The organism is Paenibacillus sp. ACRSA (assembly GCF_022346845.1).
Lineage (GTDB): Bacteria > Bacillota > Bacilli > Paenibacillales > Paenibacillaceae > Paenibacillus.
This window is the reverse complement of the sequence record NZ_JAKRNP010000002.1, coordinates 767,183-788,955: the sequence shown is the minus strand read 5'-3', so window position 1 is coordinate 788,955 and position 21,773 is coordinate 767,183. Positions and strand designations below refer to the sequence as shown.

Annotated in this window: 17 protein-coding genes; 9 read left to right on the top strand and 8 right to left on the bottom strand. The window is 43.8% G+C overall.

The features are described 5' to 3' along the window. Nucleotides 1-156: 156 nt before the first annotated feature. The 3 genes from yicI to bcbE all read left to right on the top strand — a co-directional run bounded on the left by yicI (nt 157) and on the right by bcbE (nt 5,063). Nucleotides 157-2,475: an alpha-xylosidase gene (gene yicI / locus MH215_RS08500; RefSeq protein ID WP_239289638.1), complete on the top strand. Its 2,319-nt coding sequence runs from the start codon at nt 157-159 to the stop codon at nt 2,473-2,475. Nucleotides 2,476-2,610: 135 nt separating this feature from the next. After that, the gene (locus MH215_RS08495; RefSeq protein WP_239289636.1) at nt 2,611-3,621 is read left to right on the top strand and encodes a phosphotransferase; all 1,011 of its coding nucleotides are present in this window, start codon (nt 2,611-2,613) and stop codon (nt 3,619-3,621) included. Between the two features lie 131 nt (nt 3,622-3,752). Continuing rightward, nucleotides 3,753-5,063: a bacillibactin exporter BcbE gene (gene bcbE / locus MH215_RS08490; RefSeq protein ID WP_239289634.1), complete on the top strand. Its 1,311-nt coding sequence runs from the start codon at nt 3,753-3,755 to the stop codon at nt 5,061-5,063. 110 nt (nt 5,064-5,173) lie between these two features. Here bcbE and MH215_RS08485 read toward each other — a convergent pair whose 3' ends face one another. The 6 genes from MH215_RS08485 to MH215_RS08460 form a co-directional block, all read right to left on the bottom strand. Continuing rightward, the gene (locus MH215_RS08485) at nt 5,174-6,478 is read right to left on the bottom strand and encodes an MFS transporter (protein WP_239289632.1); all 1,305 of its coding nucleotides are present in this window, start codon (nt 6,476-6,478) and stop codon (nt 5,174-5,176) included. Nucleotides 6,479-6,508: 30 nt separating this feature from the next. Then, on the bottom strand, nt 6,509-6,931 hold the full coding sequence (locus MH215_RS08480) for a MarR family winged helix-turn-helix transcriptional regulator (protein ID WP_239289631.1): 423 nt from the start codon (nt 6,929-6,931) through the stop codon (nt 6,509-6,511). A 147-nt stretch (nt 6,932-7,078) separates the two neighbouring features. Further along, nucleotides 7,079-8,194, bottom strand: coding sequence for a GerAB/ArcD/ProY family transporter (locus MH215_RS08475; protein ID WP_239289630.1), 1,116 nt, complete (start codon nt 8,192-8,194; stop codon nt 7,079-7,081). Between the two features lie 22 nt (nt 8,195-8,216). Next, nucleotides 8,217-8,423, bottom strand: a complete 207-nt coding sequence (locus MH215_RS08470) for a hypothetical protein (protein ID WP_239289629.1) — start codon at nt 8,421-8,423, stop codon at nt 8,217-8,219. A 41-nt stretch (nt 8,424-8,464) separates the two neighbouring features. After that, nucleotides 8,465-9,613 (bottom strand): Ger(x)C family spore germination protein, encoded by a 1,149-nt coding sequence (locus MH215_RS08465; RefSeq protein ID WP_239289628.1) that lies wholly within the window; start codon nt 9,611-9,613, stop codon nt 8,465-8,467. Continuing rightward, nucleotides 9,610-11,058, bottom strand: coding sequence for a spore germination protein (locus MH215_RS08460; protein WP_239289627.1), 1,449 nt, complete (start codon nt 11,056-11,058; stop codon nt 9,610-9,612). Before MH215_RS08460 ends, MH215_RS08465 begins: the two co-directional genes overlap by 4 nt. Before the next feature lie 202 nt (nt 11,059-11,260). Here MH215_RS08460 and MH215_RS08455 point away from each other — a divergent pair, with 202 nt between their 5' ends. Beyond that, nucleotides 11,261-11,758, top strand: a complete 498-nt coding sequence (locus tag MH215_RS08455) for a GNAT family N-acetyltransferase (RefSeq protein WP_239289626.1) — start codon at nt 11,261-11,263, stop codon at nt 11,756-11,758. 53 nt (nt 11,759-11,811) lie between these two features. Then, the gene (locus MH215_RS08450) at nt 11,812-12,432 is read left to right on the top strand and encodes a TraX family protein (protein ID WP_239289625.1); all 621 of its coding nucleotides are present in this window, start codon (nt 11,812-11,814) and stop codon (nt 12,430-12,432) included. Nucleotides 12,433-12,511: 79 nt separating this feature from the next. Here the strand turns inward: MH215_RS08450 and MH215_RS08445 are convergent, their stop codons facing one another. Both MH215_RS08445 and MH215_RS08440 read right to left on the bottom strand, forming a co-directional pair. After that, the gene (locus MH215_RS08445) at nt 12,512-16,189 is read right to left on the bottom strand and encodes a non-ribosomal peptide synthetase (protein ID WP_275446055.1); all 3,678 of its coding nucleotides are present in this window, start codon (nt 16,187-16,189) and stop codon (nt 12,512-12,514) included. 85 nt (nt 16,190-16,274) lie between these two features. After that, nucleotides 16,275-18,017 (bottom strand): methyl-accepting chemotaxis protein, encoded by a 1,743-nt coding sequence (locus MH215_RS08440; protein WP_239289887.1) that lies wholly within the window; start codon nt 18,015-18,017, stop codon nt 16,275-16,277. Between the two features lie 576 nt (nt 18,018-18,593). Here MH215_RS08440 and rpiA point away from each other — a divergent pair. The 4 genes from rpiA to MH215_RS08420 all read left to right on the top strand — a co-directional run bounded on the left by rpiA (nt 18,594) and on the right by MH215_RS08420 (nt 21,765). Next, a complete protein-coding gene (gene rpiA, locus MH215_RS08435; protein WP_239289622.1) occupies nt 18,594-19,268 on the top strand; it encodes a ribose-5-phosphate isomerase RpiA in 675 nt (224 codons plus the stop codon). A 20-nt stretch (nt 19,269-19,288) separates the two neighbouring features. Further along, on the top strand, nt 19,289-19,870 hold the full coding sequence (locus MH215_RS08430) for a GNAT family N-acetyltransferase (protein ID WP_239289620.1): 582 nt from the start codon (nt 19,289-19,291) through the stop codon (nt 19,868-19,870). A 40-nt stretch (nt 19,871-19,910) separates the two neighbouring features. Continuing rightward, a complete protein-coding gene (locus MH215_RS08425; RefSeq protein WP_056700428.1) occupies nt 19,911-20,372 on the top strand; it encodes a MarR family winged helix-turn-helix transcriptional regulator in 462 nt (153 codons plus the stop codon). A gap of 304 nt (nt 20,373-20,676) precedes the next feature. Continuing rightward, entirely contained in the window at nt 20,677-21,765 is a 1,089-nt protein-coding gene (locus MH215_RS08420; protein WP_239289618.1) for a cobalamin B12-binding domain-containing protein, read from the top strand. Nucleotides 21,766-21,773 lie beyond the last annotated feature (8 nt).

Sequence of the window (21,773 nt, the reverse complement as noted above, 5' to 3'; positions counted from 1 at the left end):
AAATTGATGCTAATGTAATCGTTTCCATTGATTGGTGTTATTTAGTGAGAAAACGTTAGGGAATATCAAAATTGTGATATATTCAGTCAAAATAGGAGAAGAATTTCATGTTTAATATCAATATTATTATAGTATAACCGAAGGGGGCAATCAAAGATGAAATTTACGGACGGCTATTGGCAAACCCGCGAAGGATATCATGTACAAAATCCTGCGGATATTCGAGATATCGTACAAAAGGGTGATTCCTTTACAGTATATGCAGCAACGAAACGCATTGAACGCAAGGGAGATACGTTGAACGGCACATTGCTCAAAGCAACGTACAGCTCACCGATGCCAGATGTGATCCGGGTACAACTGAACCATCACAAAGGCAAAGTGAATCCTGGTCCTGAATTTGCTCTGAATACATTAAATACAGATGTAAAGATCACTCGTGATGAGAACGGTGCTGAGTTGCAAAGTGGCAACTTACGTGTAACCGTTAACAAAGCAGGTGGTTGGGACATCGGTTTCCACTATAATGAAAAACGTTTGACAGGCAGTGGCTGGAGAGGTCCAGCATACATTGAGTCTGCCAATGAAGGTGCTTTTTTCCGCGAGCAGCTAGAGCTTGGGGTTGGGGAATATGTATACGGCTTGGGTGAACGCTTTACTCCGTTTGTGAAGAATGGTCAGGTCGTAGATATCTGGAATGAAGACGGCGGTACAAGCAGTGAGCAAGCCTACAAAAACATTCCATTCTACCTGTCCAACAAAGGATACGGTGTGTTCGTAAACCACCCAGAGAAAGTATCTTATGAGATTGCTTCCGAGAATGTATCCAAAGTACAGTTTAGCGTAGAGGGCGAGTCCCTGGAATACTTCATTATCGGTGGTAGCAATCCGAAGGAAGTTCTGGACAACTATACGAAGCTGACTGGCAAACCGGCGTTGCCACCGGCATGGACGTTCGGTTTGTGGCTGACAACTTCATTCACAACAGACTATGATGAAGCAACGGTTAATCATTTTGTAGATGGCATGGCTGAACGTGATCTGCCACTTTCCGTATTCCACTTTGACTGCTTCTGGATGAAAGAGTACCAATGGTGTGATTTTGAGTGGGATGAGGATATGTTCCCAGACCCAGTAGGTATGCTTAGTCGTTTGAAAGACAAAGGCCTCAAAATCTGTGCATGGATCAACCCTTATATTGCTGAGAAATCCATTTTGTTTGATGAAGGTATGGAGAAGGGTTACCTGGTTAAAACAGCGGACGGAAGCGTATGGCAATGGGATAAATGGCAAGCGGGTATGGGTCTTGTGGATTTCACGAATCCAGAAGCAACCGAGTGGTATAAAGGTAAACTGAAAACATTGATCGAGCAAGGCGTAGATTGCTTCAAAACGGACTTCGGCGAAAGAATTCCAACGGATGTAGTTTATTACGATGGCTCCGATCCGGTGAAAATGCACAACTATTATACGTTCCTATATAACAAAGCTGTATTTGAAGTATTGGAAGAAAACCTGGGCAAAAACGAAGCAGCATTGTTTGCACGTTCTGCAACCGTTGGTGGCCAACAGTTCCCTGTACACTGGGGCGGCGATTGCTCTTCCAACTACTCATCGATGGCAGAATCGCTGCGTGGTGGCTTATCCCTCGGTCTGTCAGGCTTCGGCTTCTGGAGCCACGATATTAGTGGATTCGAGAAAACAGCAGAACCAGACGTATACAAACGCTGGGTACAATTCGGTCTATTGTCATCCCACAGCCGTCTGCATGGTAATGAATCTTATCGTGTACCTTGGTTGTTCGATGAAGAAGCTGTTGATGTGGTACGTGACTTCACGAAGCTTAAACTTAGCTTGATGCCATATCTGTTCAATTCTGCAGTGGAATCGACGGTTCGAGGCTTGCCAATGATGCGTGCAATGGTTCTAGAGTTCCCTGAAGATCCAACATGTGCAACCATTGATACGCAATACATGTTCGGTGATTCTATTCTGGTCGCACCGATCTTCAATAAAGAAGGCGATGTAACCTATTACCTACCAGAAGGCACATGGACGAACTATCTGACAGGAACTAAAGTTGAGGGTGGACGTTGGGTTAGCGAGAACCATGACTTCAAAACGCTGCCTATGATGATCAAGCCGAACAGCCTTATCGCTGTAGGTGCAGTTGATGGCAAACCAGACTATGACTTCGCTCAGGATGTTTCCTTGCACTTGTTCGAATTAGCTGATGGTCATCAAGCCCAAGCGGTTGTCGTGAATCAAGCTGCTGAGCAGGAGCTTGCTGTTCAAGTATCACGCAATGGTTCGGTTCTAGAAGTTACCGCAGAAGGTGCGGGCAAACCTTGGAGTCTTGTACTTCATGGTCTTGGAAGTGTATCCAGTGTGGAAGGTGGCTCCTACGTTTCTGGTGAACATGGTGTAGTTGTTACGCCAGCATCTGGTGCAAAACAAATCTCCATTCAATTGTAATGTTCTAATCGTCTAAATGAAGATAGAATAGAGAAGAAGGACGGTGCCGAAAGGTGCCGTTTTTCTCTTGTTATTTGTTATTCGTTTTTCTCTAAACAGCTTTAACATATCATTACAGTCAGGGGATTAAGCTATATGGACTCTATTCACTCTAAATTACATCAACCTATTACGGCAGAAATGCTGTACACCTTAGTAGAACATACATTTGGTGCAAATACTCATGTAAAGCAATACGGTCTGTTACAAGGTGGTTTGTTTAACACCACTTATCGCATAGAACTGGATCATCCTAAGTACCCGGATGTCATTTTAAGATTAGCACCTGAGCGAGTACAAGGAGATGGCAGTGAACATTCACTCCTTGACCCTTTATTTTCATTTGAACGTACCATGATGGCATCTGAACCAATCATTTATGAGTTATATCGCCAGCAGGGAATTCCCTGTGCATCGGTTATTGCCTGTGACTCTAGTGGGATTATGATACCAAGAACGTATATGTTTATGGAGTTTATCCCCAGCCGGCAGTTAAATGATTCTTCGTTGTCCGAAAAAGACAAAAAAGTGCTTTATCGCCAATTAGGCTTATATGCCGCTACAATGCACACCATTCAGGCAGATTCGTTTGGATGGCCGCAGGCGGATGGCACGATCAAGGGGTCTACACGTTGGTCAGAGGTATTATTAGCCTATGCTACAGAGACGGCAGCGAAGGCAGAACATGCTCAATACATGTCCGGAGTGGGAGAAGAAATCTTAGCGATTCTAAAAGCTAATCAACCTGTCTTAGATCAGGTGACGAAGCCGGTATTAGTTCATAATGACTTATGGGAAGCCAACGTGTTGATCCATGAGCAACAGGGACAGCCGAGTATTGCGGCCATTATTGACGGAGATCGCTCCATGTTTGCTGATCGTGAGTTCGAGGCGATCCTATCGACCGAATCAATCGACTTTCATGAGGGTTATGGACGCTCGCTTGATATGTCTGAAGAAGGACAGTTACGACGGTTTATTTACCGCCTAGTGTCAGCTTATTTTAATGCCTATGTTCATGAGCATCAGGTCAATCAGCATGAAGATGCACAGAAGTACCAACACAGGACGTTGTGTCTGCTCAAGGAATGGAGAGAACGGAATTAGTCGTATCGTGTAAAGGTGCATGAAGTGTTGCTCTATGTAATTCAACGAACTTTTACATATCCCGAATAAACATCTGCACAATGACCCACAATAACATTGATATTCCTGATCCCTTTAAAGGTGGTTGAGGTATGAGTGATAAAAAGTGGGATCTTGTTGCACTTGCTTCCATTCCGGTAATTATGACCTTGGGAAACTCCATGTTAATTCCGATTCTTCCTCAGATAGAGCGTGAATTAAAAGTGTCGTCCTTCAAAGTCAGTATGTTGATTACCGTGTACGCCGTTGTCGCTATCCTCCTGATCCCGATTGCCGGATATTTATCTGATCGGTTTGGGCGTAAGGTTGTTATTATTCCCAGCTTGATCATCGCGGCTGCTGGAGGTGCAGTGGCGGGTGGTGCCGCATGGTTAATGAACGGAGATGCCGCTTACTGGGTGATACTCGGAGGCAGGCTACTGCAAGGTATAGGTGCTGCAGGTGCATTCCCCATCGTCATTCCGCTTGTGGGTGATATGTTTAGCGACGAAAATGAAGTCAGCAAAAGCTTAGGCATCATTGAAACATCCAATACCTTCGGTAAAGTATTAAGTCCTATCCTTGGTGCAGCTCTGGCTGTCTGGTTATGGTATTTACCGTTTATGGCGATTCCTGTATTATGTCTCATTTCACTGTTACTGGTTATCTTCTTGGTGAAAACACCTAAGAAAAAAGAAAAACCTCCTACGTTCTCGGAATTCATCGCTTCTATTCGGACAGTGCTCAAGCAAAAAGGTCGCTGGCTTTATGCGCTGTTTGCTATCGGTGGAATCTGCATGTTTGTTATTTTTGGTGTGCTTTTTTATTTGTCAGAGACCTTGGAAACGGAATTCAAGCTAAAGGGCGTGCTAAAAGGGCTTGTGTTAGCCATTCCATTAGCAGCGCTATGCCTGGCTTCATTCCTAGCAGGAAAGTGGATTGGCAAGAGCAAAACACGTATGAAATGGATTGGATTCTCGGGTTTAGTGATTTTGACTGCCTCACTGGTTGTTATGGGGCTGTGGGACAATATATATGCTGTCGTAGGTTTGTTTACCTTAGGCAGTGCAGGAATCGGTGCAACATTGCCGTGTCTTGATGCATTAATAACCGAAGGTGTGGATAAGAAACAACGAGGCACGATCACTGCTTTATTCAGTAGTATGCGTTTTATCGGGGTGTCCTTGGGGCCGCCTGTAATATCCTTGTTAATTGGACGTGCACATATCTTAATCTTCGGCGTACTTGCTGCGACAGGGGCAATTGGTGGTTTGCTTACACTCTTTGCGGTGAAACCTGAGAAAAGTAATACCGGTACAGAAGACGCTAAGCAAGAAGATGATGAAGAAGATAAGGAAGAAGAGAACGTGAAAGAGACGGGAAAAGTGCTTCCGAAATTAGGAAAAAGAAAAAGCCCATTCTAGATTAGAATGTTACTTACACACAGACACAAAGCAAAAATGCGTTGCACATGAGATACGTCCGATGTACTCATGTGACAACGCATTTTTTATTGTTTTCTAGTGGTTAAAAATCAATGTTGATTGTTATCGTTAGAAGAAGGTTTAGCTTGGTTAGAGGACTGCTCCTTGTCTGCATTAATATGGGTATGCTCCAGCAGAGGATGAGGGGTTATCGTGAACCCGCCACTTCTCTTACCTTGAACTAAATAGATGAGTAGGAACACAATCATGAACATGACCGAATAGCGATACATATCCGTGTAACTTGTGAGGGATGCAATACCACCAAGCAAAAGGGCACCAGTTGCGATCCCTAGATCAAGACTATTCAAAAACATACCATTTGCCATTCCGCGCTGAGAAGGCGCTACAATCTGAATCATCCAGGTTTGTAGAGAAGACTGCATGGAGCCATAGCCAATACCGTAAATAAATGCTGCAACAAATAACACCGGCATAGAATTTGCATAAGAAAGAATAATTAACCCAATCGCGATGAATATCGCTCCAGGAATCAGCAGCGCTTTTGGTCCTTTTTGATCATAAAGGCGCCCAGCAAAGGGTCTGACCAGCAGAACTGCAATCGCATTGAATAGGAAGAACAGTGCGGGATTAGAGAGGTTAGCTTCCTTACCGTATAACACAATAAAACCAACAAGTCCCCCGTATGTGACGGATAATAGGCCATTCAGTACACTCGGCAAAATCAATTTACGATTGAAAGGGATCTTTTCACCTTTTGCTTCTGACGTAGGAACTGCTCCTGCTCCTGTGTGTGTCACTTGGTCGCGCTGAGATGCTTTTTTACGTGTTAACGAATAACTCAGCGGGTAAATGACAGCAATTACACCTGCTGTACATAACATTAACGTAACGAAGCCTTGGCCTTGCAGCAATGTAACCCCGATAATGGGACCCATGGACATGGCAAGACTTGTGGATAAGCCGAAATAGCCCATTCCTTCACCCATCCGTTTAACCGGAACAATATCAGATGCCATTGTTGGGAAAGCAGTACTGCTCATACCAAATCCCACACCAAATAACATACGTAGCAATAGCAGGACTACAATGCCTGCAGCAAAGTAGTAGCCCAGTGTTGCTAATAGAGCGATAGACAGACCCACATAGATCATCGTGTTCCGAAGACCTTTCTCTAAAGCCTTAGCAGAGTACAGTCTAGCAGCAATGGCGCTAAGTGCAAAGAGACAGGTGAACAAACTGACCTCGAAAGCATTGGCATGAAAACGATCTTGTACATAAGCGGGCAGTGGAGAAACAATCATATGCAGCTGCAGAAATAGCAAAAAATTACATAGCATTAATAATATAAAATCGGTCGTCCATAATTTCACTTGTGTAGATTGTGTATTCATATAACAGAATTCCCCCTGATGTTCTTTTCTCTAAAGGTTGTGATTAATGAGGGAAAGAGTATGTTTAAATGCTTCCATCTGGTCTTCAGGTATACCTTCAGCAAGTTCTTTATTCATTTCTCTTTCGATGGGGACGAGTATGTCCAGCATAGTTCGACCCTCAGTTGTCAGATACAGTAGGTAAGCTCTACGATCCTGTTCACTCGTTTGACGCTCTACCCATCCCTTCTTCTCCAAAAGATCAATGATACGGGCAGTTGTTGGTTGATCTTTAAACACACGCAAGGCAACTTCCTTTTGATTCACACCTTCGCCTTTACCAATATTGAACAGAACAGAGAACTGCTCTGTAGTGATGTCGTGCGGTTTGAATTTAGTTGCGAGCAGAGCAACTGCCTTGCGATGCGTCAAACCTAACATGAAACCTACGGATTGCTCCAATGAATAATCCATATTTAATGAAAACCTCACTTTCAACCAGGATAAATACACACTGTACATAAATAGTTGTTATAACAACTATATGCTAAACAAGTAATTTTGTAAAGAGATGGACAGTAGTTGTTCCGGTATTCAAAATGAGCTTGAGCGGCATAAAAGTCATGATGATGATGTGGAAGAGGATTGAATTTTTCGATGTTTGCCATATCGGAGCCAGTGAACAATAACGTACAATATAGGCATGGATTCAATGAGTAAGGTATACATCGGCACAGCGTAAGAGCGTGTAGCTAGCTCGTATGCAGTTACATCTTTGGCGTATTGCATCACAATGGCAGCCGCTGTTCCACCAATTAAGTACACAACCGACTTTTGTTGTCTAACACCACTAATTTTGGACAGACACACAGAGGCGACATATAACAAAAAAGAACTTCGTGTAAACATTGTGGTTGACCAGATCGCAATCAGTACGGGATCTAGATTATCAAGAAAGTCGCCGTATCGAGCAAACCTAATCATCTCAAGTAAAGGATAACGGAGGCTCGCTGCTACATAAGGACCAAAGTTCATGAGTGTATAGATCCAGAAAAAAACTACAAACAGAATAACGGTGATTCCCGCGAATATCATGCTTCTTAGTAAGGGGCGTCTAAACGCAACAGTTGGAGCGAGAAACAGAAACATCATCCACTCGGAAAACCAGGGCAGGGTAGAAAAAGAACCCATGACAATCTCGCCTAGATCATGATGTGTTATCAGAGCGAGGAGTACATCTGGATTGCCGCCACTGCCTACGGTCGGGATCAGCAGAGTGGATGTGAGAACTTGCACCAAAAAGATACCTTCTGCCATGAAAATAATTGTCACTAGGCCTGAGCGTGCTGATAAGCTGACACATAACAAAGTAAGTGTTGCGGTAACCCAAATGGGAGTCTCAGGTAAGTACATCGATTGCAGAAAAATAATGAAATTCTCTACATCAATCGTCACTAAATACAAACACAACAAGGCGATCATCCCAACGAAAAAGAGATGTACCCATTTGCCAACAATGTCTTCTCCAAAGCTCAGCCAAGGTCGATCCGGGTTAAGGGCACCGAGTCTATATGTAAAGAATAAGAAGATGAGGCTGATCAGAAATCCACCAAACGTGGATAACCAGCCCTGATAACCGCTCATCTTGAATAATCGTTGTAGGAGGAAAGCAATGGGTTCAGAGTATAGATAAACAAACATGAAGCGATAAGCTTGCCCAGCTGTTAGATGATTCATAGATCATTGGTACCTCCTGTTCTTAATGAATCATAGGATCAATCCAGCCAAAGATCAGTTGAATGATATCATTGGGATTGGGCCAGGCAGACCAGCTCACCGCGAGCGTATTCCACACGATAAACAGCGCGAGTAAGATGAAGTAACTGCGCCTAATCGTCTTTTTACTCGTTTTCACGGATGCGTAGTCAGATAGATAGAGCCCAGCGAACAACAAAACAGCGATCATGATGATCCTCCTTCAGCGCATGTCATTACGGTTCGTTTAGATCAATAGCTGGACTCTGATCCGACAAACTGAATGTTAATCTGTGTATTAACGCGGAATCGCAAATTATTCTTCACATACGTAGTCCATTGAGGACGAAGCTTAGACCAGACCTTGGGATACTTCCACTCCAAGCGGTAACCTAGATTCAGAATATCTGCCTCTTGCTGCTGTGCGGTAACAATGGCTTGCCTCAGATGTTCGTCGATTTTTTTACTCGCCTCCACCTGCATTTCCTGCACACTTCCGACGTCTTTGGCTTTCAATATTGGGATGACGGAATTAAGCTCTCCCTTACCCGTTAGATTAATGTCGAAGAAGGGCTCACCATCGACTAGTCTGACACGAATGTCTGAGTCCATATCGAAGAGAGTCATGCTGGCCTTTACTCTGTCCGTCTGGATGGATATCGCCATCGAATCTAGTTTGCGACCAGCCCAAGCTACAGCGCGAGCCTCATCGTCTGAAAGTGTTCCCACCATACGCATTTGCTTGAAAATAGCTCCGCCAATCTGACTGATCCACTTTTTCTTTGCCCCTTCTTCGCTTACCATAGATAATTGTTTAGCTTGCAGCAGAGATGCGGCAAAGCCTTGGTTCATTTTGTCTGAAGCATAAACGTTTAGCGTCTGGGTCTTTAACAAATTTTCCTCGGTGGAGAATTCGCGCAGTACATCACTTGGTGTTTCCTCAAAGACCGGAGTTAAGTCGGATACATCCTTCGCTTTACCCTCAGCGACCATAACGTAGCTGCTCAGGTGAAATAGTGGCTCTCGTGCAATCCATTCCATCGTATCGTCGATCCCTGCTCGGGCATATGCTTGTCCGAAGACAACAACACGTGTATGTCCCCAGGAGATTCTTCTCGTGAGATCTGTCTGGATTCGTTCTAACGCATCGGCAATTGTAGGGGCTACCGCAGAAACTACAGCATAGGGCTCCTTGCTTGATCCTCCTCGATCTGGTGATAGTCGGTTTGGTAGCGGCATTGTTAATGAAACCTCAACTTCTCCAGGCGTATCGGTCTTGTCAACATACATAGCAGTGATAAATGTACGCTCGTTAATTTCGACTTTAGACCAGCAACCACCACAGAAGAGGCAACATGTCACGAATAGAACTAATTTTGGCAGAGTATAGCGAAAATTCATGGCGTATCTTGCCTCGTTTCATTATCCGTTGCATATGCTTTGGTTCTTTTTTTCATAAGAAACCAAGGCACCCGAATGAACGTATCCTTGATATCTCGCAGGACAAGCGGCGCAAAAGGTTGCATATATGGAACTCCGAAGGAGCGCAGACTTACCATGTACCAGTAAATTAGATAGATCGAAATGACTACGCCAAACAGACCTAGCGTGCCACCGACGAGTAACACGGGAAATCGAAGAAGCCGGAATGCCAGTCCCAATTCAAAATGTGGAATGATAAAGGCAGCAATACCAGTAATGGAAACGACAATCACAAGCGGGGCAGAGACAATACCTGCCTGCACAGCCGCCTGACCGATGACAATACCGCCAATAATGGACACGGTTTGCCCTAAAGGCTTCGGAATACGTATCCCTGCTTCACGCAGCCCCTCAAAGGTGATTTCCATAATAAAGGCTTCAACCAATGCAGGAAAAGGAATGTTTTCCCTAGCGGAGGCAATCGTAATTAGCAGATTCGTTGGGATGATTTCTGGATGAAAGGTGGTGACTGCCACATAGACCGAAGGTAACAAAAAAGCAAAAAAGGCAAATAACAGACGAATAATCCGAATGAAAGAAGCGGAATGAAACCGTTGATAGTAGTCTTCAGAAGATTGCATTAACGAGAAGAAGGTGACAGGAATAAGTATTGAGAATGGCGTGCCATCCTGCATGACGCTAATACGTCCCTCAACGAGTGCAGCTGCGACGGAGTCTGGCCGCTCGGTATATTGGTACTGGGGAAACGGTGACAGCGGATGATCCTCCAGAAACTCTGATAAATAGCTGACACCTAAGCTACTATCCATATCAATTTCATTTAAGCTGTTCAACACGTTTTCGAGAATATCCGGTTTGCATAACCCTTCAATGTACACGACATATACGATGGTTTTGGTATATTTGCCGATTGTGAATTGGATCATTTTGAAATCAGGATGCTTAATTTTGTGCCGAAGCAGAGACATATTCGCCTGAATATCTTCAATAAATGCTTCTTGGGGGCCAACCACGACCACCTCGTTCGTGGATTCAGGTATAGAACGTTTCTGATAATTCTGAATTGAGAACACAATCGAATTGGACAATCCTTCGAAATGAAGAACGGCATTACCAGAGACGATGTCACTCACCAGTTGTTCAGATGATTCTGTGAGCTGTGAGTCCAGTGTGAAAAAAGATCCACTGACTATCCGCGCTGTAAGCATAGGGTCTATTTCTTCGCGAGATGCTTCTTCTAGCAATGGTTTAACGATGGCTTCTCTCATTGTGGCGGTATCTACAATGGATTGGATGTAGATGAGTTCACAATGAATCGTACCAATCTGAAAGGGCTGATAGACAACATCCGTAGCGCCCAAGAGACGGGTCTTCACCTGTTCAAGCGTGCTGCCTGTTTCCATTCCAGTTTCCTCCTTGATTCGCCAGTCTATATAATGACTTGTTATCCTCCTGTAGTTTGTGACGCCTGACCTTAAATATTCTTGCATTTGTGGAAAAGTCAAAAAGATTGCAAACTTTGGTGCAAATGATGAATGTGGATTTTTGGAGATAACCTATATAATAAGAGGACGTTCATTAGGAAGAGATAAGGAGAGAAACGAGATGACAGACCAGATTAGAATCGCTGAGCTTGCTGATACTGAACATGTGAGTGAGTTATTTAATCAATATCGTATGTTTTATAACCAACCTTCAGATCTAGAAGGGGTGAGCCAATACATAAAGGATCGGATGCAGCGTAATGAATCGATTATACTAGTAGCTGAAAGGGTTATTGAATCGGGAGAGCATGATCAAAATACTGAAGTAGACAATAGAAACAATCGGGGAGTAATGGGGTTTGTGCAGTTGTATCCAAGCTTCAGTTCTGTATCGATGGGATGTATCTGGGTACTGAATGATCTATATGTTCTGCCTGAGTATCGTCAGCAAGGGATTGCCCGTAAGTTACTACAGGCTTCCAGAGCACTCGCGAAGGAAAGGGGCATTATTCGGTTGTCTCTGTCCACTGCGATCAGCAATAAGCAGGCTCAAGCGTTATATGAGTCTGAAGGATATGCAGTAGACACCAATTTCCTGTATTATGATCTTAATGTATAAGAAATAAAGGATGTGCTTGTGCTTCACAAGGAACAAGGGAGGACTACATAACCATGATGCAGTGGATCGCCATGATAACGATGCTGATTGATCACATAGGTGCCGTTTTTTATCCACAAGTGGAGGAACTCCGAGTGATCGGACGTATCGCATTTCCAATCTATGCTTTTGCCGTGTATGTTGGCTATAAGCACACACGAAATATGAAGAAATACATAATGCGATTATTCTGGATTGCGGTCATCTCACAGATTCCTTTTATGGCAGCATTTAACCACCTCTCACTGAATGTCGTATGGACGTTATTGTCTGGATTGTTGGTATTGCTGGCGCTGGATCGTTTACCCGTTCGCTTGTTGAATATCCCGATTGTTATAGGTGCAGGATGGATTATGGAGATTACGCATATGGACTATGGGATGTATGGGTTAATTCTCGTTCTATTATTCCGTTACTTCCAAGGTGCAATTCTGGTTGTTGGACATTTCTTGTTAACGGCAGTCTATATTACGCTCTATAGCAGTTCTGTGCAGATGTACAGCGTTATTGCTACCGTGGGTATTGCTATTGCGCAATATTATGGTGCAGGCTTTCGCTTAAAGGGGCCGAGATGGATATGGCGTTATTTCTATCCGGCTCATCTAGCCATCATTGCCCTTATTCGCTGGATATAACATGTTGGAATAATATAAGAGGCCCCTGTTCCGTTAGTGGAACAGGGGCCTCTTATGAAAGATAAAATGCTGAACAGATCTACTCCAGTGTTGGAGAAGTGCCGAATGTTGGCTTGATTGCTGCAGGGAAGTATCCAATCGCAACTGCATGCTCAAGCATGTTCAAAATAAAACGATCATCGGCTTTAGGACAAGAAATGCCTGCAGGTTGTACATAAGCCGTTGTAACAGGAGAGGCATATACGTACGCTGAGTCCTTCGCACCGTCCCCTTCAAGCTGAGCGATAGCCAGTTGAAGCGCCTCGGCATCTTTACTAATGCTAGCATCAAACAACCACCGCGTATATTCGGCAAAAGGAACCGTCTCAACTTCATAACCAGCACGATTAATTGAATGGATCAATTCATCATAACGAATTGACTCTGGATTACAGATGTGGAACACACGGCCAGCAGTGTCTTCGCGTAATGCCAGATGTACAATCGCTTCGCTTGCGTAATCAATTGGAGTGAAGTCCACCATCCAATCCGCAGCAGGAGCTTTGCCGAGCAACAACATCGCTTTAATCATGCGGTAGAAGGCATTGCTGTCAATATTGGACTGGAAACGTCCTGTTTTCGAATGGCATGTCAGGTTTCCAGCTCGATAGATACTTACTGGTACGCCTTCCTCTGCTGCAAGCATAAGCACTTTTTCAGCTTCAAGTTTACTGTCAGAGTACACGTTCTCCACATGCAAATCGGCTGGGAAATGATCATATTGCAATGAAGATTCCCATTGACCGCTAAGCGCTAGATCTTCTGGAATTCCCATCGTGGACACATGATGGAAGGAGGCACCTGGTTTGCTGCGAATCAGATCCAACAGTGCTACAGTTCCTTCTACATTCGTTTTCGCGAATTGAGCTGCATCCCCAAAGTGTCGCACATCTGCCGCACAGTGAATCACGCGATCAATTGTGGCTTGGATATAAGTCTTTTGTTCACTAGTCAACCCAAGGTTCGGCTGCTCTAGATCTCCTTCAATAATCTCAACGCGAGATTGCAATTGAAGCGCCAGTTCATTTCCGAAATACCCCTGCATCACATTACTTAATCGTTGCATAGCTGTTGTTCCATCCGATGGACGACGAACCAATGTGTAAATTTTCGTATCAGAGTGCAGGATTAATTGCTGAAGCACATGAGAACCTAAGTAACCTGTAGCACCTGTTAGGAGAACATGTTCTGGCTTGAGAATTTCCGGGTACCCGATCTGTGTAGCAAGCTCAACAGGATGCTCGGATAGTTGGGTGATCAGACCACTTGTCCCGGAAGAAGCCGACTCTGACTGTTCTGTAACTAGCGCTAATTTCTCCACTCGACGTGCCAGTGCGCGAATCGTTTTCTCCGCGAAGAAGTCGGCAATCTTCAACAGTGGATAGTGAGGCTTCAGTAGAACAAGCACGTGAATGACCCGTAGAGAGTCTCCACCGATGGTGAAGAAACTATCTTCGACACCGAAGTCATCGTGTTGAAGGATTTCTTTCCAGGCGTTCAAAATAATTGTCTCAGTTTCAGTTGCAGGCGGTACACGTTCCGCACGATTCTCATGACGTTCTTCATGAGGGAGAGCAACCATCACTTTGCGATTGATTTTACCTGTTGGCGCAATTGGCATTTCATCCAATTGGCAGATCCATTTCGGCACAAAATACGAAGGGAGCTTAACAGCAAGCTGCGCTTTGATCTCTTCAACAGATAGTGTGCTACCATCCACGGAGGTAAAGTAACCGACGAGCATATTTTGTCCGTCTGATTCTTTTTTAGGGATTACCGCGACATCCTGTATCTGTTCTAAACGTGCAAAATGATCCTCGATTTCGCCAATCTCAATCCGATGACCACGAATTTTCAACTGCGAATCGCTACGTCCCACATATTCTATTAATCCATTGTCTAGCAATTTGGCAATATCACCAGATCTATAGATTTTTTCATCCATCGCAAATGGATTCTCAATAAAGGCTTGAGCAGTACGTTCTGGTTGATTCAGATATCCCTTAGCCAGAGCCGGGGTGGAGATGTATACCTCACCAGGCACTCCAACCGGGCAGAGCTGTTGTTCTTCATTCACGATGTAAACTTTGTAGTTATGAATTGGCTTACCAATTGGCATATTAACGACATGATCAGGAACTTGCTCGCTGATTCGATGTGTCGTCGTTGCTACTGTACATTCAGTAGGGCCATATACATTGACGATGTCAATCTGGTTGCCAAATTTACGCTGGAATGCACGGACTTGTTCGCCATATAGTGCTTCGCCCGCAACAGTAATTATTTTGACTTTAGCCAGCTTATGGAAACCTTCATCGGACAGATAGGAGGCAAGCTGGTTGAAGAAGATCGTAGGCAGAATCGTAATAATCGTTGTGCCTGTACGTTCGATTGCAGCAGCAAAATCCTCAACGGATACACGTTCTTCCGCAGATAGAAGATAAAGCTCAGCACCGTAGAACAGGGCGCCAATCGTATCCCATACGGAGGCATCGAAGCTGTATGTAGCAAACTGGGTCAGCACATCACTAGGCATAATATCACAATCTCGCTGAACGACACTACCAAGGTTCGTTACACCACGATGAGCTACGAGCGCACCTTTTGGTTTACCTGTAGAGCCCGAAGTATAGATGATATAGGCTAAGTCATCCGGCTGAACATCGATATTAGGGTTGCTTGCTGCAAATCCTGCCAGGCGACCATCTACCGATAAAATTTGACGCACGGTTGTGATGCCCGAGAATAGGCGTGAAGCTTCATTAAAGGAAGAATCTTTCGTTAGGACAAAGGATGAAGCTGTATCTTCTACGATGTAGCTATTGCGTTCTTGTGGATGCTCAGGGTCAATAGGAACATACACCCCCCCGGCTTTAAGAATACCCAGAATGGAGATGATCGTCTCTAGGCTTCTTTCCATGAAGATGCTGACAAATTCCCCTTTTTGTAAACCGTTTGACTGAAGAACTCGAGCCACTTGATTAGAACGTTCATTCAATTCTCGATACGTATATTTCCCTGAAAGTGACGTGATTGCAGGTGAATTAGGATACTCGGCCGCAACAGCTTCGAACCAACCATGGATCGTTTGATGTTCAGGCTCTAGAACAGCAGTATCGTTCATCTCACGGTACAACAGTCGATCAGAGGCAGATAAAATATCAACGGAGCCAATAGACTTGTCCGTATTGCGGATCATAGCGAGTAGCAGTGTCTCAAAATACTCCGCATATCTCATGATGGTTGCCTCATTTAGCAGGGAAGCATCATAGAACGAATCAAGGATAAACTGGCCGCGATCATCGCGGATGTTCCAGTTTAATATTTGCGGAGCTTGAGGCAATTGCACACTGTTGTGCATAAAAATCGTTTCAGGGTATGCCCCAGGATGAGTGGTATTGTTGTTCAGAAGTTGCTCTGAGATTTGTTCAATCAATTCCCGGAAGGTCATTTTCCCATGGATCTGCAGTATCACGTTAGCAGCCGCGTGCTCAGGAGCTAGTGTGCCTATGGCTAGCTCCTGTTCGCCTGATAGTCGGAATAACAAGGCGGCGTACGTGGATAAGAGAGCAGGGTGAGTCAATGCTGAGCCGAATTTTTGTGTGATTTCACGACTCAAGGCAGGCTGTAAAGGAATATGCGTTGATTCATAAACGAATGATTGCTGACGACGTCCGAAATCCAGCGGAATCTGAAGTACCGGCAATTCAGTTTCCATAATATGAGCTGATGAAGAATGATTATCAATCACTTCAGTTTTTCCTCCTTTGTCCAATTCAAAAAATTATAATATTCCTGTATTCTTAGCCCTTGGTTACATTAAAGTGAGAAATTAATTCTTGCAGCTCTTCAGACATGCTGCTCAGTCGGTTGGAAGAATCTACAAGCGTAATCAGTGAACCTTTTTGTTCATCAACCGAAGAAGAGATCCGTTCACTGCTATCAGCAGTCTTGCTTACGCTGGATGATAGATCATCAGCCGTTGCAGTCATCTCTTCAGTACCCGCAGATATCTCTTGCGTAGCACTGGACACCTCTTGAATCTGGTTGGAAACTTTCTTAGCTGCTTCCAGGATTTCTTCAAACAATTGCCCCGTTTGATCAGCTACATCAAGGCCTGTGTCAACCTCGGCTGTACCTTGTTCCATTGCACGAACAGCTTGTTTGATTTCGGCTTGAATTTCTTCAATTAACACAGAGATCTGTCTAGTTGATTCTTCGGACTGTTCAGCAAGTTTACGAACTTCACCCGCTACAACAGCGAAACCACGACCTTCTTCACCGACACGTGCTGCCTCAATGGACGCATTCAGTGCGAGCAGGTTGGTCTGACTGGAAATACCAGAGATGATATTTAGGATATCTCCGATTTCTTGCGAACGACTTTCAAGTACATTAATAGCCGATGCTGTATTTTTAACCGATTCGGTAATCAGAGTCATTTGTTCAGAGACCTGACGAACGACTGTGTTACCTTGCTGGGAACGACGCTCCATCTCATAAGCTTCATCAGCCACGTTCGCTGAACTACTAGCAATCGTTTGAATAACTGTAGCCATCTCTGCCATTGCGCGTGCACTATCAATTGTTGCTTGTTCTTGTGCACGAATATTAGATGCGATCTGAGATACATTGATGTTAATCGTATCCGCATGATCACTGTTTTTCTCCGAGACTTCATACAGTTCTTTGGCAGACTGGTTTACCTCATGAGAAGTCATCTGTACTTTGACGATCGTGTCATTAATTTTGCGAACCATGGTATTGAACTTCTCGTTAACAAGTCCGAGATCGTCTTTACCTGTCGGAATGTTGACATTCAAATTACCCCGGCTAACGTCATCAATTCCTTTGATTAAGTGACGAATAGGGGATAGTGTGTTTTTGACAACGAGATATTGAATGATTAGGAATAGAAGTAAAAAGGCCACCAAAATGATGATACCGTTTTTGAGCAGTGAGCTCAGTCCGGCAGGTACAGCAGATGCATCCGCATCAATCGCGAAATAGGAGAAGATTTTGCCGTTGCTATCCTTGATTGGATAAGCGATGGTAGTCCATGTTCCAAAGTCATCTTTATAAAATGTAGTAAAGGTTGGGCGATCTGTATTTAACATTTCTTTCAATGCATTTGCTACCACAACCGGTTGCTCATACATATCGCCAATGTTTACGTTATCGCTTTGAAAAGCTTCTCTGAGATTGGTTGGCATCGCGACTAGGGATGTATTACGCTGATTTTCCCCATCAAGTTCAACGCCGAAAATATAGGCTTGGGCAATATTAGGATAGTATTCTTGCATTTCATCAAAGTAAGCTCGCAGTTTAGCTTGTACGGTTCCGTCATAGCTGCCTTCCGCAATGGCTGCCTCGACCTCTGATGGATTAATTCCCTCAGCCCATTTCTGTGTAATTACTGCAACTTGTCCATGCAATTGATCCACAAGCACTGTCTTTTGGAAGTAATAGCTGCTGGCAATTAGTGCCACTCCAATAATGACGATGTTGGTGAATGAAAGTAATAGATTTTTCGAGAAAAAAGACATGCTTTTCCAACTAAATGATTTCACAAAACTCCACTCCTGATCTCTGTTTGATTAACAACCCTTTGTTCTTGCATGATTCCAGCCAACTAGGCCATTGGTAGATCCCCTCCAAAGTTATGTATGCGACCATGGTCTTGGGTTTTTTGGTCGTAAATACGAATTTTTAGTACCCATGATCCATAGGTGTCTAATTATTAAAACACATCTACCTATAATATGTCGTATAAAATGTCGTTAAATTGAATAGTTTTGTTAAAACTTTTTTAATATTCTACACATTTATGGACATGGCAATAAATACATAGGTACAAAGGACTAAAACTTCGGAATAATTCCCATTTTTTAGTTTCATTATGTATTCTATAACAATAAGAGATAAAAAACATCATGTAAGTATGAAAAACATACTAAATATCATATTTGGGAAGTCTACCTTGCATTTATCAATTGGAATGGATTATGAACTATCCGTTTTTGGTTTGCTTACAAGGATGGATATACATCGGAAGCGGTTTTATCTATAATAAATACAGTATGCATTTCTCAAATTCATAAACAGGCGGGGGTTTATTCTAGATGAATCTGAAACAAATTGCAGCAGAGCGGGCGGCAGAATACATCCAAGATGGAATGAAGGTGGGGCTAGGTACAGGCTCTACAGCTTACTATGCGATTTGTAAGTTAGGTGAGCGTGTACGTGATGGCTTGCAAATTCAAGCTGTAGCTACGTCTGAAGCATCGGACAAGCTTGCCAGAGAATGGGGCATTCCGATCATTCCCTTCGATCGGATCGGACGGCTGGATATTACGATTGATGGCGCCGACGAGGTTGATCCAGATTTTAATCTCATTAAAGGGGGCGGCGGTGCTCTCTTGCGTGAGAAGATTGTTGCAGCGAACAGCAATCAACTTATTATTGTAGCCGATGGCAGTAAAGCAGTAGACAAGCTAGGCCGATTCCCATTGCCGGTAGAGGTTGTTCCTTTTGCTTCTGAATGGACGTTCAAGGCGCTAGAAAGTATGGGCTGTTCTCCAGAATGGCGCATGAATGGTGATGAGCGTTATCTGACAGACAATGGAAATTTGATTGCTGACTGTCGGATGGAAGCGATTGAGCAGGCTCCCGAATTGAACATTAAGTTAAATATGCTTCCAGGTGTAGTGGATAACGGCTTATTCATTAACATGGCGAATATCGTCATATTAGCGAAGGAAGACGGTAGTATTGATGAACTCCATCGATCCAATTAAGGAATGAGGGGGTAATTCAAATGAAGGAAACTCCGATCATTGAAGGTGACCTTGTGCTTCGGTGCATAGAAGAGGCAGATCTACCGGAGCTTTATCAACTTATATATAGTGAAGAAGTTCCGGAATGGAAGCAATGGGATGCTCCTTATTATCCGCTTGAGCATGAGAGCTATACTCAGTACAGTCAAGGTATAATGAAGTGGATCGAAGCATCAGAGACCAGTTCTAATCCAATCTCCATGCGAATCGTTGAAGTAAATGGTCAGATTATCGGCACAATCTCTTATTATTGGGAGCATCAACAATCGTTATGGCTTGAGATGGGAATTGTTCTTTATCGTTCTACGACGTGGAGTAAGGGGGTTGGCACCCGTGCACTTCAGCTCTGGTCAAGCCATTTGTTTAACCATTTGCCGATTGCAAGAGTCGGATTAACGACTTGGTCAGGTAATGAACGAATGATGCGAGCAGCGACCAAGGCGGGATTGCAGGTCGAAGGAAGAATGCGTAAATGCCGTATTGTGGAGGGGAAGCACTACGATTCTATTCGTATGGGAATGCTGCGTGAGGAATGGGAACAGCTGTCTTCTCCCCGTGTATAGGACGAAATGAAATGTAAACAATTGATGGAGGATTATAGAAATGCCGAACATAGAGGACAATCGGGAACTTTCTTTACAACTATTTGTAGTTCTCGTCCGAGCATACAATTCCGTTACATCCAAATCCAATCGTGATATTCAGAGTCATGGGCTTAATACAACCGAATTCGGCGTACTTGATCTGTTATATCACAAAGGCCCCCAGGCTCTACAGAAAATTGGGGAGAAGGTTCTAATGTCTAGCGGTAATATCACATACGTCGTCGATAAATTGCAGAATAAAAATCTTCTGGTTCGCAGAGCTTCCAAAGAAGATCGGCGTGTAATTTATGCAGAACTTACAGAAGAGGGGCGACAACTCTTCACACAAATTTTTCCTCAGCATCACCAAGTTATTATTGATGCAGTAGACGGATTGGAGCCTTCAGAGAAAGCGGCGGCAATTCGACTGCTGAAGAAGCTGGGACTTGCTGCAGAAGGTAAAACCGACTTGCGTTCATGAACGCAAGTCGGTTTTTTCGTGAGCGATATAACAGGCACACACTAGCTAAATGACTTGCAGTATTCTTCATATTATAGGAAAATTGTCAGCAAGTGACGATCTAACACTAATTATGTTCTATTGAATTCATGTACAATAGAGAACGTTCCCAATCAAGCGCTGATCGATATCAAACCAATTATAGAGTCGTGTTCGAATTTCATATGTTCCTAGTACGGGTAACCCGATGTTGAACACAATCTCTTAGGCGGTATTTTAGCATTTGGATTGAGATGAAATCGCTGCAAGAAGGGGGATAAGTAATATGACACATCAAGAGGCTGGTGAGCAACTGTTACAGTCAGCGGGTGAACTAGCTGATAAAGTTACAGACAAGCAATATTTGCTGCAGCCGGATCTGATTCAACGCTTTGGTGAAAATGGGCGTATGCGTACGAAACAGGATTCACAATATAGCTTGAATTATCTGGCGGAGAGTGTACTCGTTAAGAGTCCCAATCTATTTACCCATTACATCTCGTGGTTAAAAACGTTGTTAGCTGGATACAATGTTTCCTCCGAAGATTTGGCTGTTAATCTGAGATTGATTAGAGAAACGCTGGAGGAAGAATTCGACAACACGTCCAAGGATCTTGTTCTTGACTACTTGGAGATGGGTGTACATCAGATTCATCAGCGGGAATCTGTGCAGGGGTATATTTATGATTCTCTCCCGTACGGTAAGGCTGCGCAGGCCTATTTAAGTGCTTTGCTTGATAGCAAGCGCAGAGAAGCTTATCACATCGTTGAAACGGAGCTTGAGGGCGGAGCAAGCATACGTGATATATATCAATACATTTTTCAACCTGTTCAGTATGAGATCGGACGATTATGGCAAATAAGCCAGATCAGTGTGGCTCAAGAACACTTCTGTACTGCTGCAACTCAAGCGTGTATATCCTTACTCTATCCACGTTGGTTAGTTGAAGCAGGTCATGGGAAGAAGTTAGTAGCAGCATGTGTAGGTAGTGAGCAACACGAGATTGGCTTACGCATGCTTACCGATGTTTTTGAAATGGAAGGCTGGGATACGTATTATCTCGGAGCAAATGTTCCGAATGGTAGTTTAGTAGAAGCGATTCAGCGGCACAAAGGTGACGTAGTTGCTATTTCAGTTACAATGACGTATCATCTTCATCTTGCCAAAGAGTTAATTCAGATGATTCGTAGTAGCCCTGCTACTGCACATGTGAAGATTCTGGTCGGGGGATATCCTTTTAATATTGATCAAGATCTATGGAAAACGATTGGTGCCGACGGATATGCTCAGGGAGCAGATGAAGCCGTTGCGGTGGCGGAGACTCTACTAAAGAACGGGACGATTACGGATCACATAGAAATGATGAGTGATTAGGAGAGGGG

What these genes read in the sequence shown, in the direction of transcription:
- MH215_RS08495 (WP_239289636.1), top strand. Translation starts at nt 2,611, where the DNA reads ATGGACTCTATTCACTCTAAATTACATCAACCTATTACGGCAGAAATG.
- MH215_RS08425 (WP_056700428.1), top strand. Translation starts at nt 19,911, where the DNA reads ATGCCGAACATAGAGGACAATCGGGAACTTTCTTTACAACTATTTGTA.
- MH215_RS08475 (WP_239289630.1), bottom strand. Translation starts at nt 8,194, where the DNA reads ATGAATCATCTAACAGCTGGGCAAGCTTATCGCTTCATGTTTGTTTAT.
- MH215_RS08485 (WP_239289632.1), bottom strand. Translation starts at nt 6,478, where the DNA reads ATGAATACACAATCTACACAAGTGAAATTATGGACGACCGATTTTATA.
- MH215_RS08460 (WP_239289627.1), bottom strand. Translation starts at nt 11,058, where the DNA reads ATGGAAACAGGCAGCACGCTTGAACAGGTGAAGACCCGTCTCTTGGGC.
- MH215_RS08455 (WP_239289626.1), top strand. Translation starts at nt 11,261, where the DNA reads ATGACAGACCAGATTAGAATCGCTGAGCTTGCTGATACTGAACATGTG.
- MH215_RS08450 (WP_239289625.1), top strand. Translation starts at nt 11,812, where the DNA reads ATGATGCAGTGGATCGCCATGATAACGATGCTGATTGATCACATAGGT.
- bcbE (WP_239289634.1), top strand. Translation starts at nt 3,753, where the DNA reads ATGAGTGATAAAAAGTGGGATCTTGTTGCACTTGCTTCCATTCCGGTA.
- MH215_RS08470 (WP_239289629.1), bottom strand. Translation starts at nt 8,423, where the DNA reads ATGATCGCTGTTTTGTTGTTCGCTGGGCTCTATCTATCTGACTACGCA.
- MH215_RS08440 (WP_239289887.1), bottom strand. Translation starts at nt 18,017, where the DNA reads ATGTCTTTTTTCTCGAAAAATCTATTACTTTCATTCACCAACATCGTC.
- MH215_RS08480 (WP_239289631.1), bottom strand. Translation starts at nt 6,931, where the DNA reads ATGGATTATTCATTGGAGCAATCCGTAGGTTTCATGTTAGGTTTGACG.
- MH215_RS08420 (WP_239289618.1), top strand. Translation starts at nt 20,677, where the DNA reads ATGACACATCAAGAGGCTGGTGAGCAACTGTTACAGTCAGCGGGTGAA.
- yicI (WP_239289638.1), top strand. Translation starts at nt 157, where the DNA reads ATGAAATTTACGGACGGCTATTGGCAAACCCGCGAAGGATATCATGTA.
- MH215_RS08445 (WP_275446055.1), bottom strand. Translation starts at nt 16,189, where the DNA reads ATGGAAACTGAATTGCCGGTACTTCAGATTCCGCTGGATTTCGGACGT.
- MH215_RS08430 (WP_239289620.1), top strand. Translation starts at nt 19,289, where the DNA reads ATGAAGGAAACTCCGATCATTGAAGGTGACCTTGTGCTTCGGTGCATA.
- rpiA (WP_239289622.1), top strand. Translation starts at nt 18,594, where the DNA reads ATGAATCTGAAACAAATTGCAGCAGAGCGGGCGGCAGAATACATCCAA.
- MH215_RS08465 (WP_239289628.1), bottom strand. Translation starts at nt 9,613, where the DNA reads ATGAATTTTCGCTATACTCTGCCAAAATTAGTTCTATTCGTGACATGT.